Genomic DNA, 15,502 nt, shown 5'->3' with positions numbered 1-15,502 from the left:
AATACCTAAGCAAAAGATTCTGCGGAAAAATTAAAGTTGTCTTCTTCGGCATCATTCCGATTAAGCACGAGCAGGCATATATAACTCCTGGCATATACCGGGAGTTATATATGGAGCAGGAATTATACGAGTAACACCGTTACTTCCGCAATTCCTCAAGCGTTTCCTTCCACCGTTCCAATGCTTGATCCGGCTCGTGCAGCCGAAACCTGATAGCCGACGTAATATCCGCATACTTCGCGATATCCTCGCGAACGGCGACGACCTCGGCATCGAAACGCTGCCGCGGATGCCGGGCATCGGGCAGATCAGGAAGCGCCTGAAGTCGCAGCCGAACATAATGAGCCGCACCATCATGTATGGCCACCAAGGTTGCCTGTCCGGACCGAAGGAGATTGCCTGTCGTAACCGTTCCCTGCCATAATGCAATCCGAAGCCGGTTCCGGTCCAAGGCCAGAACCTCCCCTACGCTGAGCATGGCCGTATTCGGCCATCCATCTTCCGTTACGCTCAATAGCAGCATCGCTTCGTATTGTTTCGACTCCAGATCGGAGCCGTCCAGCCATTGGCACAATCCTTCTGATATTGCCGCCTGTTCCGTCACAACACCATCTCTCCTTCACCTTATCCATTTAACGCGCTTCGGTAAATTCCAGCCAATCCAGCTCGATGCGTCCCTTATTCACCATGAACACCAGATCCACGGGGCCTTCCTCAATCGGCATCCCCCCAGCCAGCCTATGAACGTGCCACTGTCCTTCGCCCGCGCCCGACAAGGAAATGGCTTCAGGCTCCCGATCCCCGACCTGCAGCATGATATCCACCGCACCCTCCGGAATCAGGGCCCGAACATCCAAATGAAAGATGCCTGCACCAGCGCAAAGCGCATCATAAGCAAGCCAATCGCCCTCCCGGAGCTGCACGCATACCAGGTTATCCTCCGCCCACGGCTTGCCGCCCTCCGGAGCGTAGCTCGGCTTCTCCGACTTGCCCGTCATCATCCGCATCGGAACGCCGTCAGAAATCCGGAAGCCGATATCCTGACTGGCCTTCTTCTCGACATGATACGAAACGCCCTCGCCCCGATACCCGTAAAACTCCGCCGGAATCTGAATGGGCAGCCGGCGCAGCAGCGACCGGGCTACGTTCGGATAGGCATCGCAGGCTTCCAGCGGAAGACGGTCCAGGTATTCGCCAAGAATCGCTTCCGCTTCGGCTGGAGACGGCTTCTCACCGCCTTCCAGGTAACCCGTCAGCTTATCCCACCCTTCCGGCATGCGGATCGAGAACGGCGAATTCCGGGTGTTCATCTTCTTCCAGGTCCAGAAGTTCCAGGATATGTTATGGTCCTCGAACATCCGGAAGGCCCCCGTATACCACTGCGGGTTGTTCTCCCCGCCTTCTCCCATGAAGATCGGCACGTTCCACTCCTCACGCAGATCGATATACTTCTGAATGCTCTCCGTGTCGGGATTGTTCCAATATTTATGGAACTGCAGCATCAGGTTATCATCGAATTTATCGTCAAAAACACTCCAGTCCGTAGACCAGTGCACACCTTCCAGAATGATCATATGACGCTTGTCCACTTCGCGTATGGCCGCGGTGATTTCCTTATACAGCGGCATCACCCGGTCATTGTACTCGCTGAACCAGTCGGGCAGCGGTTCGTTAAGCAGGTCGTAACCGGCAACGATCCACTCGTCTTTATATCGTTCCGCCAGCATACGCCACAGCGCCACGGTCCTCTCCGCGTTCAGCCGATCCGTGAACAGCTCCGGCAAATCCCGCTCGGAATCGTCGATATTGGCGCCGGTTTGTCCGCCGGGCGCGCCGTGCAAATCCAGAATAACATACAGCGAATACGTCCTGCACCAATCGATCACCCGATCGATGAGCCTCAGATGGCCTTCATGATAGGCAAACGGCGGATGCTGCCCTTCCTCCATGATAAACCTGGCATTGATCGGCACCCGGATGGAATTGAAGCCTTCCGCGGCGATCTGCCGGATATCGGCTTCTGCGATATACCGATCATAATAGGTCTCCCAGAACGCGGCCGCCTTCTCCTCGCCGATCAGCTCCCTGATCATGCCTTCGATGCGCCGCGGGCGGTCTCCCTGCTCCGGCATCTTCCACATGTAGCCTTCCGGCAGCAGCCAGCTGCCAAGCCCGACCCCCTGCAGCAGAATTTCCTGCCCGTCCCCGTTCACCACGCGTTTGCCGTCCGCCTTAACGAAACCGCTTACCAAAGGATTTCCGCTATCATTCATATTGGCATTCCCTCGCTTCCATGTCTGTAACGAATGTAATTGACCTGTACCTATCAACGACGACATTCCACCCATTAGGCCAAACATCAAACAAAATATAACATGTCATGCAGGGCAATAAGCCTCAATCCGAAAATCAGGGAATCATCCTGAAATATCGGCCGCCGGCCAACCGAAAAAGGCGCTCTCCTCCTATCGAGGATAACGCCTTTTCCATATTCCGAAATTAGGATGATACCTCCGTCGCTGGCTTCACCGGAACCGAAGGAATGGATGCTTTTCCCTTCGGCAAGCTGCCCGGCAGCTTACCGAAGAAGATCCAGGTCCAGCCTCCCAGGCGGCCAATGCCGTAGACCGCTATATACGAAACCGCCACCGCGCTGACAAGCCCGCCGGCATACCACGCGAGCAGCAGCCAGGAGTTCTCCGTCCGCGGAGGAAAGTCCCGGTAAAAGAGCAGCACCAGCGGATGCACCAGATAAACGCCGAAGGAATACACCCCGAGCCGTCTGAACCCGTCCAACCACCAAGCGCTCTTATTCCCGAACAGCAGCGCGACCTGGAGCATAACCAGGGCGGTGGTTAACGTATGCACATTCCAAAAGGCATCGTAGAGCAGCGGGTGATATTCCGTCCCCAGCAGCCGCTGATTGTATCGAAGGCCGATATGCACCAGCGCGGCGCCCAGCCATACCGCCCAGAGCAAGATCCAGCCCAGCTTGCGCAGCGCCGGTCTTGCTGCCTGCTGCGCTGATGTCAGCCAGTTCTTAACCCGGTCATAATAGATCCCTATCCATGCCCCGAGAAAATAGTACGACAGAAACGACAGCGACCAGCTGTTCCGGTTCGTTACGTCCCACCAGGCATCATTGCCGATGTAGAACAACCACTGCAGCACAATGCCGACCAGCACGCAGACCGCCGCGAAGCCACGGAATCGCTTGAGCAGCATCAATACGAGCGGGAACAGCACGTAGAACTGAATGTTAATGAAAATGAAATACAAGTGCGTGTAGGATTTTCCCGTCGCCAGCTTGGGCCAGAAGCTCTCCAGCATCGCCGCCAGATCGGACTCGCCCCCGCGATGATACCAGGCCACCGTAAAGAACAAAACCGAGAACAGCACATACGGCACCAGGATATACATCAGCCGGTTTTTGAAGAAGCGCCCAAGGTCACGGCCCTTGAACGGGCGGTGATAATAGTTATAGAACAGCACGAAGCTGCTCAGAAATATGAAGGTCGTCGTTCCAACCTTCGAAAATATGTTCAGGAAGTTATACAAGCCAAAAAAATCGTCCCCGCGCATCTGAACTGTGGCGAACGACGTCGCATGCACCATCAGCACGCCCATCATCGCAAAGCCCCGAACCAGGTCGATTTCGGTTAGTTTTGCACGTTTCTCCATGTTGCCTCCTTCATAAGATTACGCCCCCTATTATATCTCACTCCCCACCGCTTGGATACTAAATTTTCCTAAAAGTGGCATGGAACAAGCTCCCTTTGCCATACCAGTGTAAAAAGGGCCTGGCACCCAAACAGGACAATAGCTTACATGCATGCAGGCGTCCAATTCGAAGTGAATAGGAGGGGATTTCTACTGATTGAATTTAGCCGCGTCAACAAATTTTTCGGAACCTTCCATGTTCTGAAAGAAATCGACCTGACCATTTCCCAGGGGGAAGTCGTTGTCATCGTTGGACCTTCCGGCTCCGGCAAAAGCACGCTCCTGCGCTGCATCAATCGGCTTGAAAGCATTACGGATGGCGAGCTCGTCGTGAATGGCGTGAAGCTGCATGACAGAAAGATCGACATCAATACATTCAGGCGGGATATCGGGATGGTCTTCCAGCACTTTAACCTGTATCCGCACAAAAAGGTGATCGACAACATCATTCTGGCGCCCATGAAGGTGCTGGGAATGTCGAAAGCGGAGGCGACGGAAAAAGCGATGACGTACCTGCAGCGGGTCGGGATCGCGGACAAAGCGGACAGCTATCCTTCCCAGCTCTCGGGCGGCCAGCAACAGCGGGTCGCGATTGCCCGCGGATTGACCATGAATCCGAAGATCATGCTGTTTGACGAACCGACGTCCGCGCTTGACCCGGAGATGATCGGCGAGGTGCTCGATGTCATGCGCTCGCTCGCCCACCAAGGCATGACCATGGCCGTCGTTACGCATGAGATGGGCTTCGCACGCGAAGCCGCGGACCGGATCGTCTTTATGGACGAAGGCCGGATCATCGAGGACGCTCCGGCTGCCGAGTTCTTCAATCAGCCGAAGGAAGAAAGAGCGCGGGCGTTTCTGAGCCGCCTGCTGCATCACTAGCCAGTGAAGAAATCGGATACGGAACGTACGGACGAAGATGGAACTTCGCCAATGCTGCTCCTTGGGAGCTTAACGAGTGAAGAGAAAATAACTTTTTTAGGGGGAAGCGAAAGATATGAAGAGAAGATTTACGGGGACCTTCAGGTGGAGCGCGGCCCTGCTGGCGCTAGTCATCATGCTGATCGCATCCGGATGCGGGGGGTCAGGCAGCACGGACACCCTGGAGGCGATCAAAAAACGGGGCAAGCTGGTGGCCGGCGTGAAATATGATACGAAGCTGTTCGGACTGCAGGACCCGGCCACTGGCAATGTGGAGGGTTTCGATATCGACATCGCCAAAGCGCTGGCCAAAAAAATTCTCGGCGACGAGACCAAGGTCGAGCTGAAGGAGGTCACCTCCAAGACCCGGATCGACATGCTGAAGAACGGGGACATCGACATCATTATTGCCACGATGACCATTACGGAGGAACGCAAGGAACAGGTGGATTTCAGCGATGTCTATTTTGAGGCCGGCCAATCCCTGCTCGTGAAGAAGGGCAGCCCGATCACGGGTCTGGAAAGCCTGAACAAGGATACGAAGGTGCTCACGGTAAAAGGCTCCACATCCGCGCAAAATATCCGCGAGAAAGCGCCTGACGCGGTCATTCTCGAATTCGAGAATTATCAGGATGCCTTCACCGCGCTCAAAGCCGGACAGGGGGATGCCCTGACCACCGACAATTCCATCCTGCTCGGCATGCAGCAGCAGGACCCGAGCTTTGAGCTGGTCGGCGGCAACTTTACCGATGAGCCGTACGGCATGGCGATCAAGAAAGGAAACCCGGAATTCGTGAAGACCGTCAACGAGCTGTTGAAGGAGCTGAAGGACAGCGGCGAATACGACAAACTATATGAGCAATGGATGGGCGTAAAGCCGGAATAACCGCCGCAAGACTTGGCCTGGCCGGGCCGAAGGAGGCGTGCCCCCTGACCGGGAGCCATCCCGGTTTACTGCGGGAAAGGCCCGGCCTTCCTTCGACCGGCCGAAACGATCATCATCCCTATTGGAGGTGAAGCCTTGTGACCTTGTGGGATTTCAACATTCTGGTCGAGCATTGGGATCAATTCATGGCCGGCCTGGGCCAGACCATTCTCGCCAGCCTGCTGGGACTGATCGGCAGCTTGGTGCTGGGCACCTTCATCGCCATTATGCGGATTGCTCCATTCCGCGTCTTGAAGGCGATCGGCACCATTTATGTCGAGTTTATCCGCAACATCCCGCTGCTTGTGGTTGTCTTTTTCTTTTTCCTGGGCCTGCCCGCCCTCGGCATACCGGTCGATCCGTTCACCTCGGGCACGCTCGGGCTGATGGTGTATACGGCTGCCTTCATTGCCGAAGCCATTCGGGCAGGCATTCAGGCAGTACCGTCAGGGCAGTCGGAAGCGGCTCGCTCCTCCGGACTGAGTTATATCCAGAATATGCGCTACATCATTCTTCCGCAGGCGGTCAAAATCGTACTGCCGGCCATCGGCAACCAATTGATCAACCTGGTCAAAAACTCCTCGGTCCTGGGCGTTATCGCTGGACTCGACCTGATGTATTATGCCGATCTCATTAACCTGAGCACCTTCAAAGGCATACCCGTCTACACGTTTGTGGCCCTGTTCTACCTGCTCCTGACCGTTCCGCTCAGTCTCGCGGTCCACTATATGGAGCGCCGATTCGCGAGAAGCAATTGATGTTACGTTCGAAGTTTGCCTAATATACAGGAGGTGGCATGAGATGGATTTTATCGGTGCATACTCCTGGCCAAACCTGCGATATCTCCTTCAAGGCTTTTGGATCACGGTGCAGGTTGCCGGCTTATCCATTATATTCAGCTTCATCATCGGAACCGTGCTCGGGACCGTGAGGTATACGAAGACCCCCTTCCTGTCGAGGACCACGGCTTTTTTGGTGGATATTATCCGCAATCTGCCGCTGCTGCTGATCATATTCTTCATCGGCATGGTGCTGCCCCAGACCGGGATACGAATCCCGACCTTCTGGGCGGCTGTTGTCGGACTGAGCATTTTTGAAGGCGCCATGATCGCCGAGATCGTACGCAGCGGCCTCGTATCGGTGGATAAAGGGCAGATCGAAGCGGCCCGGGCCTCGGGCCTCTCTTATATGCAGACACTGCGGCACGTCATTCTTCCGCTGGCGCTGCGCCGGATGTCCCCGCCCATGGTGAGCCAGTTCATCTCGCTCATTAAAGACACATCGCTCGCCGTGATCATTTCGCTGCCTGAGCTGATGCGCAACGTGCAAATCCTTAGCGGTTCCAGCTATTCCTATGTCATCCCGGCCCTTGTCTTTGCATCCTTGCTGTACTTTACGCTGAATTATCTGCTGTCCATCATCGCCAAACGTCTGGAAGCAAGGCAGATATAGCCCCTGCTAAGCGTTCGCAGCTTTCTGCATGGACTGCCACCACCATGTTACAAAGGGCGCCTGCCCGCCATGCGCGTGTACGTCCAATCCTGCTCCGCAGCCATTTATGGCTTGCGGGGTATTTTCCGTTTCTTCAGCAGCCAGCCCCTGCGTTTCCTAAACCAGGCTCTACCCCCCAGCCATTCTTTGGCAAGCGCCTGCAACAATGGCGATACTCCCCTCGTCTAAATACATAATCATCCCGAAAGGAGACGCCGATATGAGAAAAGGCTTTCTCGCCATGATGGCTCTTTCCCTTACGGTTGGACTATGGCTTGGCGCTGATCACTCCACGGCATCCGCCTTGTCATGCGCGGAGCCTCGCAAGGTTACCGAGGAGTTAAAAACCTCGGATGCGGTATTCAGGGGTACGTTAGCCTCGTCCCACCCTAAAGCCGACATATCCAAAAGTAAATATACTTTCCAAGTTTCCGAGTGGTGGAAAGGAGAATCGGCTGCCCCTACCGTCACCCTATATTCCAATGGCTGGGAATCCTTTGAAACAGGCAAGGAATATATCGTGTTCGCCGACAATAGCGGGCAAAAGCTCAAACCCCACCTATGCGGGAATACGGGTCCTTCCTCATCCGTTGACGTAAATTCGCTTGGAGAAGGCATCCAGCCCGAGAAGCCCGCTCCATCAGCCGAAAGCCCAAGGCCGGGCGGCATCCTGGCAGGTTTGATTGAACTCATTCGTTTCCTGCAGGGCAAATATTAATCCTGCCGGCAACCGGCGTTCTGCTTAAGGCCTGCCTGAAAGTACCTGCCCGCTCACGCGAAAAAAATACAACCATTCTCCATGTCATCCGTATACAACGTAAAAGAACTGCGTTTTTAACGACAGGAGGATGAGAAATGATCAAACGATTATTGCTGATTTCACTTGTACTGGGAGTTCTCTCCGGATGTTCCTTGGTGGACAGCGTGAACAATTCCTTGGATTATACGAAGGAAGCAACGACCTTTATCAATGAAGCTTCCCAATTTGCCGAGTCCATCCCGGAGCTCGCCCAGCAGGCAGCCACCAATACGGATGCCAAGGAAACGCTGACCCAGCAGCTCGAAGCGATGAAAACCCGGATCTCGGAGTTTAACGGCATCGAAGCCCCTGCCTTTGCGCAGACGATCCATGAACAGCTGGTCGGATTAAACGACACGCTGCTGACCGACATCAACGGTTATATGGATCAAATCCAGAACGGAGTGACCGACTTCCAGAATTCCAACATCGTTCAAACCGTCAATAAAATCAACGAAACGATGGATATGCTCCAGAATCTCCAGCCATAATCATGCAATCCCTTGCCGACAGCACAGCAGCCCTTCTCTTCAGGAGCAGGGCTGCTGTGCTTGCTTCGTTATGTATGTGTTTCGTTCCTCACTTAAAAAAGGATTCCAGATTGGCGGTAAGCGTCTGCTTTACGACATATCGCGTCCCGTCTTCGCTTGGGGCCATGATCCAGGATGTCCCTTGGTAGCCTGCTTCATCCCGAGGGTCCCAGGCCACAATGAACTGCCAACCGTCGCCGAAGCGTTCATCGTATTCTTGGCTATAACCGTATGCGATATTCTCGCGCGAAACCGATTCGATGGACATATGCTGAACGCTTTCAAAAGATTTCATCCATTCCGTAAATTCCACCATGTCCCGGTCATACTGACCTGAGAAATATCCCTCGCCCCCGCCCGACATCGTGTGAAAGGTTTCTGCATCCTCCGCCTGCGCTGCCTGATACAGCAAGGAAACGGTCTGCATCGGGTTCCATACGGGCTGCTTCGCTTTCGCGGCAAAGAATGCCCTGTCTTCAGCGGTATGCTGGATTTCTACCGCGATAAGCTCTTCCATCGTCGCTTCCCTTCCAAGCTCGTAAGCCCCCGGATAAACCGTGGATTGCTCCACCACTTTAAGCCCATCCGCGAACGCCGTCACAAACCACAGATTCTGATCGCCCTGGCTCAGCTCCTCCAGTACGATCTCGGCCTGGCTCCCGTACGTAAGGGATAACAACCGGCTGCTTACCTCATCCAGCCCTTCTTTATCAAACAGCTTGAAGCGTTCCGCTCTCACTTCACGTTTGCCCGCCTCTTCGAACAGCACCTTCAGCATGGTTGGGGACATTCGGACGCTCGGAATGTCGGCATGACGGAAATACGAAGCGGAATCGTTAGCCTGGAGCGCTTCGTACATGTCGAGAACCGCTTCGACGGGATCGCGATTAGATTCTCCCTCCGGCTGCTCAGCCTCTTGCTTGACCTGGCGATGGCTCGGATCTTCCTGCGGGAATGCCGTACGCAAGCTCTCCTTAGCCGCCGACGGCATTTCCGCTGGTTTCGCGGTTTCCTCTGCACCCGGTGCAGCAGCAGTCGGTGGAGTTATCTGTTCGGCTATCGGCGCCTCCTTCGCGCAAGCTGCCAGCATCATCATGATGACGGCCAAAACCATGAGCTGTCCATTCCGCCGATATGGCCGCTTCCCCCTTTTCATTTCGTTCACCCCCGTTATATAACGAAAAACCGGTATAACGCCGATACCGACCTCTTTATATTCATCATCGTCATTATGGAGAGGAATGTTTATCATGGACATAAAAAAAGCTCCCGCCAGGTTTAAAAACCTGCTTGAGAGCTTCTTCTCCTATCTTGCATCCCTTAAAATCGGTTATAGCTTACAAATTCCAATACCGGCTTGCGGTAGCCGCGGGGACGCGGTTTGCGCGCATCCTCCTTGCCGATCGCGATCAGCATGGCGGGCACATAATCGTCCGGAATATTCAGTTCCTTCTGCAGGGCATCGGGATCAAATCCGATCATCGGGCAGGTATCCCATCCCCTGTCCTTGGCCACCATCATCAATAACATCGCGGATAGGCTGGCATTCCGAATGGCTTCATCCCTCATAAAGGTTTCTCCGCCCGCTTCATAAAAGTTCGTGACCGATTCAACCGTCATGTCATATTCAAGCTTATCGATCACGCCCAAATTCAGAAAACCCTCGTTCATTCTTCCGATATCCTCGTAGGCCCGCTTATTCCCCAGCACCACGAGGACGGCCGACGCGGTGAGTATCTTGTGCTGCTTGTTGGCGGCTTCGTAAACTGTGTGCTTGATATCGGGATCCTTAACCACCACATAGTGCGTGTGCTGTAAATTAAAAGCCGAAGGAGCATATTTAACCTCATTAAAGATATCATTCAAATCCTGATCCGGGATTTCAATCCCTTCCATAAACAGATTAGCCGATCTCCGGCTCTTAATTAATGTTGTCAGATCACTCATATCTGCACGCCCCCGTCATGATTAGTTAAAGATTACCGCATCCAGCGAATATGCGCCTGCACTCGTGAGTGCCAATGCAACGGCCACTGCGATCAACAGCAAATTATACTCGTATCCATTCGCTGTGGACCAATACCCGTTTTGGCCATGCACCTTCACGATGGCGCCCAGCATCGTCAGCGTGATCAGCGCTGCGCCGAGCACCGTGAGAAATCCGGCTGCCAGCAGCAGCCCGCCAACCAGCTCCATTAGACCTGACAACACCGCGATCGCGACGCCGGGTTTTATACCCACCGATTCCATCCAGCCGCCGGTCCCTTTCGGACCGTAACCGCCAAACCATCCAAACAGCTTCTGCGCTCCGTGCGCTATGAACGATAACCCGACCACCAAACGAAGTATCAACAATCCAATATCTATAGCCATTTTGTACGCCTCCATATTCATGTTCATTATTTATAGAAATTCATCGACACGATCCATCGATATCTTAATATAAAGATATATAGGTGTAGAATGATTAACCTGCTTTACTTCGCTAACGTTTATGCACTTTACACTTACTCCTTTCAATTGACTAACTTTTATATAGTCACTTAACTTAATATCAAGATATATGATGCGGGCTCTCCTGTCAACCGTTATTTTTAAAAAATATGCGCTGTGCAAAAACATCCCTGCCATTTTCCCGGCAAGGATGCTTCGTATGGCTATTATCTCACTGTCACAAAGCGGAATGCCTTATAACAGCAAAAGAGAGATCCCCTGCCAAAGAATCTTTGGGGACCCTCCTTTCGTTTCATCAAGTACGGGTGATTTATTCCTTCACCGCGCCGATCGAGATGCCCCTCGTGAAGTATTTCTGGAACATGATGAAGATGATGAGCATCGGTATGGCTGCCACCGTAGCCCCGGCCATTTTGTAGGCAAAGTTCGAATTGAGATCCTGCATCAGGGTGGCCACCCCGACCATCAGCGTCTTCACGGCTGCCGCGATGGAGCCTCATTCATGACGGCGGCCGATTACTCGGCCAGCTTCTTGATTTCACTTTCGGTCAGCGCCTTGTTATACATCCGCACCTCATCCAAACTTCCGTTAAAGTAAGGGTCTGCCGCGAACCGGCTTTTTCCTAAATAAGCCTCCGTGGTCAGCAGCCCGCTTGGGTTCAGCTTCATGTGATCGCCGGAGGAAACCATTTGTCCGTTCACGTATAATTTGCCCGTATCCCCCTGAAGGGTTACAGCGACATGGGTCCACGCATTCACCGGAAGCGGCGCGCTGCCAAGGAGGCTCTGGTCTCCGCCGTTGCCGTGAATCGTAAACTGAAGGACGCCGGCGTGCTGGGATGGCGTAAGGAACATATGCCTGGCGAGCCCGCTGCCGGCATCCAGCACCCGCTGCCACGGTGCTCCTCCCTTCCAATACACCCAGGCCGCAAAGGTAAAGTCCTCTGTATCGGTGACCCGATTCGGCAGTTCAATATAGCCGTCCGAGCCATTAAAATCCATTCCGCCTCCCTGCCGGCTCTTCTCATTCCACCGGACTCCGCCAAGGATCTTTCCATGAAATCCGTTATCCGAGACGTCGAACGCCGTGCCTTCTTTATTCTCGCTGAACGGATAGCCCAGCATAAGCGGCCCTGCGGACTGCTGCAGTACGGTCACGTCAAACGCTTTGGAAGCCTTCGCTTTACCGCTCGTAATCTGAGCGGTCAGCGTAACCTGCGCATCCCCCGCTCCGGCTGCAGGACGATTCAGCTTACCCTCCGCCGATATGACTTCGGGATGAGAGGAGGTCCATCGAATGATTGCACCGCCGGAAGCCTCGGACGGCAAAGCCAGATCGTAGAAAATTTCGCTCACATCCCCGAGGGACAGATCACTTTTCACGGCCTCCACGAGTTCCCGGTCGCTGCGATCAAGCTGACGCGCGCCCCACACCGCGGTACCGTCCGCCGAAAGAGCCGTAAAGGTCATCATCTGCCGCTTCGCTTCGGGGTCCCATTGCGGAGTCATTACGCCTTTATAACGCTTTCCATCCAGCGTAAGCGTCACATCCCGCTTTCCGCTGATCTTCCACGCGCCCTCGGCTGCACCCGTTACTTTGCCGTTCTTATGAAGCTCGATCGGCATCGATTCTTTGATGACGGACGAAATATCTTTCCCGTGTTGAATCAGCTTATAGTCTCCGGCCGCATCTTTCGGCGTGACTTTCTTAGGCTCCCTAGCCTCCTCGCCCGCGTAACGGTATGGAGCCGATACCGGCCAGCCGTCCTGATTCATATACAATTCATGCACACGGATCTCATGCTCTTCCCCCCGCTGCGGGAAGCGGCTGTGAAAGATAAGGAATGTTCGTCCACTCCGCTCATCGTAGTAGACGGAGTTATGGCCAGGGGACACGGCCCCGGTGCCGATCCCCGTTCCCGGATCGCCGACCAGGCGTTTGAACAAGTAGTTCCCCATCAGCTTCACGCCATACGGTTCAATCGAACGGTCGTCAAAAAGCGGAAGGGAAGGATCGGCCTTCACTTCTCTCATGTCGTTGCCCTCCGCATCGTAGAAAGGACCATCCGGATTTTTGGATCGGACCACCCGCATATTGTAGCCGCCAACCGCATCCAATCCCCCGTACGACAGGTACAGGTAGTAATAATCCGTGGCCGGGTTATAAACCATGTAAGGGCCTTCGATCCGGCTGTGATTGCCTCCCAGCAGCTTCTTCCCGTATCCTTGCCCAGGCAGCGGTTTTCCGGTCTTGGGGTCCATCTCCATAATGAAAATGCCGCCGGAATAGGAGCCGTATACCATCCACAGCTTGCCGTTCTTATCGAAGAACACATCCGGATCGACGACATTCGGGTGCTTTGTTGCATCATAGATGGTACCATCCTCACTGATTTCGTCCCACATGCCGGATTTCAGAATGATGCCGGTGTCCTTATACGGGCCTTCGATCTGATCGGCAACGGCGATCCCCATGGCGGATCGCGGAGAATCTCCTTTGCACGCGTTATAGTACATATAGAATTTGCCGTCTGCCAGCTGAATCACGTCGGCCGCCCACAACGTATCGCTTTGCGCCCATTCCAGCGTTTCCTTCAGCTCCTCCGTTACGTTCGGAATCAGCGGATTGCCGGTCGCAACCCCGGACGCGACCATGTCCCAGCTCATCAAGTCCTTCGATTTGGCCGCGGCCAGATGGGAACCGAACACATAGTAGGTATCCCCTGTTTTGATCACGGACGGATCGTGCACGGATGCCTCCCGGAATAACGGTGCCTTCTGTGCATTCTCACCCTTCTTCAGCGGAGCCGCCTCCGCGTATACGTCAGGAACGCCGGCCGCAGGGCCTTGGCCTGCCGTACTTAAGCCTCCAGCCATTAAAATTACGGCAATTCCTGCCGCAGCCGTCTTACGCAGCATGTTTTTCTTCATACGATTCTCCCTTCGCCTCATTTTTTGTAAACCCTTACATAAATAAAAAAACAAGATGCCCATTATGGTGATAGCTCTGGTTGTTTAATTTAGAATAACATAAAACATTTTATATTTTATAAGATATTAACACTGACCCTTATGAAATATCAATGCAATTTTTATTAATTTACTTCGAAAATCAATTAATGGTAGGAAAGACCCAAAAAAACCTGATCCGTAACGGATCAGGTTTCATTTTATATTTGTATAAAGTTAAAGGGCGTTATGCGTTAATATGTCCACCAATTTCCCGACATGACAATCATCGAGAACAGCTTGATGCTCTCCTCATAATATCCCTCTGCAGATGCGTTCGCTGTATAATTCCATACCGAATTCAGCCAGCTCTGGTGACTGGACGAAGTCATCGCGCTTACGCCGAACGGTGCATAGAACGCTCCGCTGTTATAAGTCACCAGCGCGGTCCCGTTCAGATTATACCCTGCCTTGATATTGGCAGGATTGCTGTTTGCAGCCGACTTAATGAACGTGTTCATTTTATTCAATTGATTCAGCGCGCGCGTATCGCCGGTCATCAGATAGTCGGTCGTTATCCGCCATGGAGTCCGTGCCGAGTTGTAGTAATATTTCCCGTCGTTCGCCCCCTCCAGGAATCCCGCTGCCGCTGGCTGATAATTGCCGCTCGACATCACAACGAAATCCGGAAGCAAACCGGTATTGGAGCTATAACCGTTATAGATGGAGTTGATGATCGTATAGGTTTTGTTGATGACGTTATCCCAACGGGCATCGCCGGTAGCCGCACGGAACGCCTTCATATGGTTCAGCATGAAATCCGATGGCCGCGTGGCGGTATTGTAGTTGCCGCTGGTAGCCCAATCGCCCAAACGCAGCGTCCATTGCGACTGATTGACGTCATTGCTCATGATGGCATTGATGATATCCTTCGCGGCCTGCAGGTAATTGATCGATCCGCTGCTTCCCCACTGCTTGTCCGCAAGCAGGAGTGCGTAAGCAATATCCATATCGCCGTCCGTTGCCGAGTTGGCCCCCTCTATATTCTGGAAGCTGCTGTTCTGTTTCCACGCCATCAGATACGGATTGTTATCACTCGGATGCGCCTTGTAATAGCGATATAACCCATCGAAATACGACTGCGCATTGCTGTCGTATCCCGCCATCAGAACGGTGAAAATCATCCCGTAACCATGAGCCTCGGATACCGTCTCGCCCGCGGAATTGTATTTGACGTAATATTGCCCGGTTGCAGCCGGCTTCAGAAAAGACCCTTTCCAGCTGTTCCATTTGCTCTTGACCGCATTATCCATCGCGGTCTGCGTTACGTTGTTCGGTTTAATCGAACCGCTCGTATAGGACGTATGCTGGGGAAAAGGCTTGTTGGCCGCCAGGGACAACCCCGCCGGCAAGATCAGCAGAACTGCGCAGACCAACGCCGCCGACTTACGGATAATCGAATTTCGGAATACTTTCATCAACGTTTCGCTCCTTTGGTTTTCGAATTGGAAAGCCATGACCGCTACAGCCTGGTAAACCGGTTTCGGTATAAACCACCACCCTTCCCATGATCGATGGAAACGAGGAGACTGCCCGTATGTATAAGTACCACGAAGTTTGATGATGTCCGATATGCAACTGCCTTCATATATAATGAGGTAGGATCCATATCTACTACAAGTATAATAGAATTGTATATTATTGTAAATTAAT

General features: G+C 53.3%; 15 protein-coding genes. 6 read left to right on the top strand and 9 right to left on the bottom strand.

Going from position 1 to position 15,502, the window contains the following annotated elements:
- Positions 1-139: 139 nt before the first annotated feature.
- The 3 genes from M1D70_RS02770 to M1D70_RS02760 form a co-directional block, all read right to left on the bottom strand.
- Positions 140-604, bottom strand: a complete 465-nt coding sequence (locus M1D70_RS02770) for a pyridoxamine 5'-phosphate oxidase family protein (RefSeq protein WP_009595080.1) — start codon at positions 602-604, stop codon at positions 140-142.
- 28 nt (positions 605-632) lie between these two features.
- On the bottom strand, positions 633-2,273 hold the full coding sequence (locus M1D70_RS02765; protein ID WP_456289069.1) for a glycoside hydrolase family 5 protein: 1,641 nt from the start codon (positions 2,271-2,273) through the stop codon (positions 633-635).
- Positions 2,274-2,499: 226 nt separating this feature from the next.
- Positions 2,500-3,681 (bottom strand): acyltransferase, encoded by a 1,182-nt coding sequence (locus M1D70_RS02760; RefSeq protein WP_456289068.1) that lies wholly within the window; start codon positions 3,679-3,681, stop codon positions 2,500-2,502.
- Positions 3,682-3,828: 147 nt separating this feature from the next.
- Here M1D70_RS02760 and M1D70_RS02755 point away from each other — a divergent pair, with 147 nt between their 5' ends.
- The 6 genes from M1D70_RS02755 to M1D70_RS02730 all read left to right on the top strand — a co-directional run bounded on the left by M1D70_RS02755 (position 3,829) and on the right by M1D70_RS02730 (position 8,347).
- The gene (locus tag M1D70_RS02755; protein ID WP_009595081.1) at positions 3,829-4,602 is read left to right on the top strand and encodes an amino acid ABC transporter ATP-binding protein; all 774 of its coding nucleotides are present in this window, start codon (positions 3,829-3,831) and stop codon (positions 4,600-4,602) included.
- Positions 4,603-4,717: 115 nt separating this feature from the next.
- Positions 4,718-5,527, top strand: coding sequence for an ABC transporter substrate-binding protein (locus tag M1D70_RS02750; protein ID WP_009595086.1), 810 nt, complete (start codon positions 4,718-4,720; stop codon positions 5,525-5,527).
- Positions 5,528-5,670: 143 nt separating this feature from the next.
- Entirely contained in the window at positions 5,671-6,324 is a 654-nt protein-coding gene (locus tag M1D70_RS02745; protein ID WP_036664979.1) for an amino acid ABC transporter permease, read from the top strand.
- A 43-nt stretch (positions 6,325-6,367) separates the two neighbouring features.
- A complete protein-coding gene (locus tag M1D70_RS02740) occupies positions 6,368-7,018 on the top strand; it encodes an amino acid ABC transporter permease (RefSeq protein ID WP_009595092.1) in 651 nt (216 codons plus the stop codon).
- Between the two features lie 259 nt (positions 7,019-7,277).
- A complete protein-coding gene (locus M1D70_RS02735) occupies positions 7,278-7,775 on the top strand; it encodes a hypothetical protein (protein WP_456289067.1) in 498 nt (165 codons plus the stop codon).
- A 137-nt stretch (positions 7,776-7,912) separates the two neighbouring features.
- A complete protein-coding gene (locus M1D70_RS02730) occupies positions 7,913-8,347 on the top strand; it encodes a DUF6376 family protein (RefSeq protein WP_009595075.1) in 435 nt (144 codons plus the stop codon).
- A gap of 88 nt (positions 8,348-8,435) precedes the next feature.
- On the opposite strand, the gene M1D70_RS02725 is transcribed toward M1D70_RS02730, so the two are convergent.
- From M1D70_RS02725 to M1D70_RS02700, 6 genes are all read right to left on the bottom strand, one after another.
- On the bottom strand, positions 8,436-9,644 hold the full coding sequence (locus M1D70_RS02725) for a hypothetical protein (RefSeq protein WP_456289066.1): 1,209 nt from the start codon (positions 9,642-9,644) through the stop codon (positions 8,436-8,438).
- 62 nt (positions 9,645-9,706) lie between these two features.
- Positions 9,707-10,333, bottom strand: a complete 627-nt coding sequence (locus tag M1D70_RS02720; RefSeq protein WP_456289065.1) for a nitroreductase family protein — start codon at positions 10,331-10,333, stop codon at positions 9,707-9,709.
- Positions 10,334-10,354: 21 nt separating this feature from the next.
- A complete protein-coding gene (locus M1D70_RS02715; protein WP_456289064.1) occupies positions 10,355-10,759 on the bottom strand; it encodes a DoxX family protein in 405 nt (134 codons plus the stop codon).
- 391 nt (positions 10,760-11,150) lie between these two features.
- Positions 11,151-11,318, bottom strand: a complete 168-nt coding sequence (locus M1D70_RS02710) for a sugar ABC transporter permease (protein ID WP_456289063.1) — start codon at positions 11,316-11,318, stop codon at positions 11,151-11,153.
- Between the two features lie 38 nt (positions 11,319-11,356).
- Positions 11,357-13,771, bottom strand: coding sequence for a LamG-like jellyroll fold domain-containing protein (locus M1D70_RS02705; protein WP_456289062.1), 2,415 nt, complete (start codon positions 13,769-13,771; stop codon positions 11,357-11,359).
- 272 nt (positions 13,772-14,043) lie between these two features.
- Positions 14,044-15,267 (bottom strand): glycosyl hydrolase family 8, encoded by a 1,224-nt coding sequence (locus M1D70_RS02700; protein WP_009595088.1) that lies wholly within the window; start codon positions 15,265-15,267, stop codon positions 14,044-14,046.
- Positions 15,268-15,502 lie beyond the last annotated feature (235 nt).

This window comes from Paenibacillus sp. AK002 (assembly GCF_053903045.1).
The sequence above is the reverse complement of the archived record's forward strand: the minus strand, read 5'-3'. Positions and strand labels throughout refer to the sequence as shown.